At 46.6% G+C, this 3,072-nt stretch carries 3 protein-coding genes; 2 read left to right on the forward strand and 1 reads right to left on the reverse strand.

The window, feature by feature from the left end; genetic code table 11:
* Positions 1-27 precede the first annotated feature (27 nt).
* On the reverse strand, positions 28-1,098 hold the full coding sequence (gene mnmA / locus H6S82_RS26405) for a tRNA 2-thiouridine(34) synthase MnmA (protein WP_190472160.1): 1,071 nt from the start codon (positions 1,096-1,098) through the stop codon (positions 28-30).
* Between the two features lie 186 nt (positions 1,099-1,284).
* Between mnmA and H6S82_RS26410 the strand changes: the two genes are divergently transcribed.
* Both H6S82_RS26410 and H6S82_RS26415 read left to right on the forward strand, forming a co-directional pair.
* A complete protein-coding gene (locus H6S82_RS26410) occupies positions 1,285-2,418 on the forward strand; it encodes an ABC transporter substrate-binding protein (RefSeq protein WP_190472163.1) in 1,134 nt (377 codons plus the stop codon).
* A gap of 66 nt (positions 2,419-2,484) precedes the next feature.
* Positions 2,485-3,072, forward strand: a 588-nt coding sequence (locus H6S82_RS26415; RefSeq protein ID WP_191056969.1) for an NAD(P)H-hydrate epimerase, incomplete at its 3' end; no start/stop codon positions are given.

Raw genomic sequence — 3,072 nt, forward strand, 5'->3', positions numbered from 1 at the left:
ATAAGGTGGGCAATGCCCACCCTACTTTTATCTTTCGATGATGCCACCACCTAGCAGAATATCGCCGTCGTACCAAACTGCGGCTTGTCCGGGGGTGATGCTGAACTGCGGTTCGTCAAACACCAGCTTAACTCTTGTGGGATGGGCATCTTGCCCGTCCTCCCACAAAGGAATTACCGTAACTGGTACGGCGGGCGATCGATATCGAATCTGCACTTCGGCGCGGATGGGTGCAGAGGGTGGCGCGATCGACACCCAGTTTACCCTTTGCACGGTACATTCTGTTCGATCGGCACAATTGCGATCGCCCACAATCACCCGATTGTTTACCGCATCCAATCCGATCACGTACAGCGGTTCCGCCGCCGCAATACCCAATCCTTTCCGCTGACCGATCGTGTAGTGATGGATACCATCGTGGTGACCCAGCACCTTGCCAGAGCGATCGACAATATCGCCTTTTTTCGGAGCGATGTACTTATCCAGAAACGCCCGCATCGAACCATTGCTTTCCACCAAGCACAAATCCATACTTTCCGGCTTATCGGCAGTCTTCAAGCCAAATTCTGCCGCAATTTGCCGCGTTTCGGTCTTGTGCTTTTCTCCCAGGGGAAATACCGAGCCAGCCAGCAATTCCTGCGACAAATCGTACAAAAAGTACGTCTGATCCTTATTCAGGTCAACAGCTCGCCGCAATTGGTAGCGATCGGTTTGGGCATTGTAACTAATCCGGGCGTAGTGACCCGTGGCAATTTTGTCAATACCGAGATTTGACCGTGCATATTGCAACATCGGGCCAAACTTCACCGCCTTATTGCACTGGGAACAAGGCAACGGGGTGATTCCGTCGCTATAACCCGCTACCAGATAGTCCACAATATTGGCCTGGAAGACATCGCGGCTATCGACAATGTGATGGGGAATACCGAGCTGTTCGCAAATTCTAGCCGCATCGACCATCCCTTCAGAGCAGCACTGACCCTTCCCCTTCATCAGCCAAAGGGTCAAGCCTTCCACTTGATATCCCTGATGATGAAGGATCGCTGCTGCAACTGAACTATCAACGCCACCGGAGAGGCCAACGACTACTTTGTTCATGGAACCAAAAATGACTCAAATCTTGCAGGAAGCAACTACTGTTACCTCTAAGTTAACACTCGCGCAACTGTGGTGCGATCGCTCCCAGCAGCTATTCAAGATCGCAGAGAATAGAGTTGTATGTGTTAATAGGCTATAAAATTGCCCGTCCGAGTGCTTAAATAACAAAAAGGATAGAAATTTGCTATGAAGCTAAACCCACGCGATCGAAATCGGCATTTGCATAAAGCGAGACTATTAAATACGGCAGTCGTTACACCCCTAGCACCACTGCTAATTAGCGGTATCGCTCTAGCGCTCGCTCCTCAAACAATGGCTGGAGCAGAAGCGATTCCCAACGATATATTAGTTGCACAACGACTTTTGCAAACACCAGCACCACCGCCACCCACTTTGCAACAAAATAACTCCCCAGAAGTACTGGCTCAGAGGAGGAACAGCAGCAGGAACAGGAATAGGAACAGAAACAGAAACAGGAACAGTAACAGTAACAGTAACAGGAACAGGAGAGTTCAATGTGAAACCAGGCAGTGCGATTATCAAAGCTATGTAGTTTATATACCTAGATATAACGATAGCCTCCTACAACAGGTTCAGAGCTTTGTCCCCGACGCCACGAAGATGCACTATGGCAGAAAAGATGTCATTCAAGTGGGAGCCTACAGCGAACAGTGGGAAGCAGAAGAAACCCGCGCCTACCTGCGAGAACAGGGCTTTTCTGCTGAATTAGGCAGCATTCTTACTAGGCGAACATCTCAATTTTCTGTGATCGTAAGTAACCCAGGTCTTTTAGATATAGTTCAAGAAGAAGCATCCAACGCAACTTTCGGATGGGATAAAAGAAGCGAACAAACAGTGATTGTTGCAGGCCAATATTCAAGTGCTGCTAGGGCGCAAGAGCTTGTTAACGAGCTGCGAGAAAGGGGCATATTGGCGGAAATTGTCGGCGATGTGAGCGTTCTGGATACTACTCAATTTTCCAATGATGCTTCTACTATTGAAGTAATTGGAGATATTTACCAGAATCAAAGTCGCACGCAGTTAGTGGCAAATAATAATCAAACCCGTTCTAATTCATTGACAAGGAATTACTATGGGGTAATGATTTCATGCAGTGAAGCAGAATTAAATTTAATTGAAGCTCAAGTCAGACGAATGGCTCCTAGTTTGGCAACGGAGAGAGGAATTTACCAAATAGAAAACTCTAATGAGCCATTTGTAATGGTAGGGCCATTCGCCGATCGCAAAACAGCAGAGCGATGGCAGCGATATCTCAAAGATTTTGGCCTCAGCAATGCACAGCTTTTCTACGGTAGCTAGCAATTTTAGATTTTAGATTTTAGATTTTAGATTGAGCTACAATTTAGAATTAAGAATCTAAAATCTATGAACAGGCTAGAACAGATTCAACAAGTGACAGTCACAGCCCAGCAAATGCGCGATATCGAAGGGCGCATTTTTGCTGCTGGGATGCCAGTTGCTGCTTTAATGGAAAAAGTGGCGGGTGCGATCGTCGATCGCATCATCGGCGACGGGGGACTGGTGAAGCATTTGGGTGCAAGTATTTTGGCCACACCGAAAAATTATCCCCCCAATACTTCCCCCCTTTACAAAAACTTCCCTCCCCAATTCCGAAAAGTTACTATTTTAGTTGGGCCCGGTCACAATGGTGGCGATGCGTTGGTAGTTGCTCGCGAGTTACATTTCCAAGGTTTTATTGTTGGGATTTATTGTCCGTTTCCAAAGCTCAAAGAGCTAACTTCCCAACACGCTCAATACGCGAAAAGTTTAGGAATTCCTTTCTACGAGCAGATCGATAATAACTTACTGAAAGATTGCGATCTAATCATAGATGGGTTGTTTGGATTTGGATTAGAACGAGAAATATCAGACCCAATTGCTTCTGCAATTAACCAAATCAACCAATTAGCTAAACCAATTATTAGTATCGATCTGCCTTCTGGCATACACACC

The organism is Planktothrix sp. FACHB-1355, from assembly GCF_014748295.1.
Classification (GTDB): Bacteria; Cyanobacteriota; Cyanobacteriia; order Cyanobacteriales; family Aerosakkonemataceae; genus Aerosakkonema; species Aerosakkonema funiforme_A.

Excerpts from the sequence above, each read along its gene's own strand:
- mnmA (WP_190472160.1), bottom strand. The coding sequence starts at position 1,098 with ATGAACAAAGTAGTCGTTGGCCTCTCCGGTGGCGTTGATAGTTCAGTT.
- H6S82_RS26410 (WP_190472163.1), top strand. The coding sequence starts at position 1,285 with ATGAAGCTAAACCCACGCGATCGAAATCGGCATTTGCATAAAGCGAGA.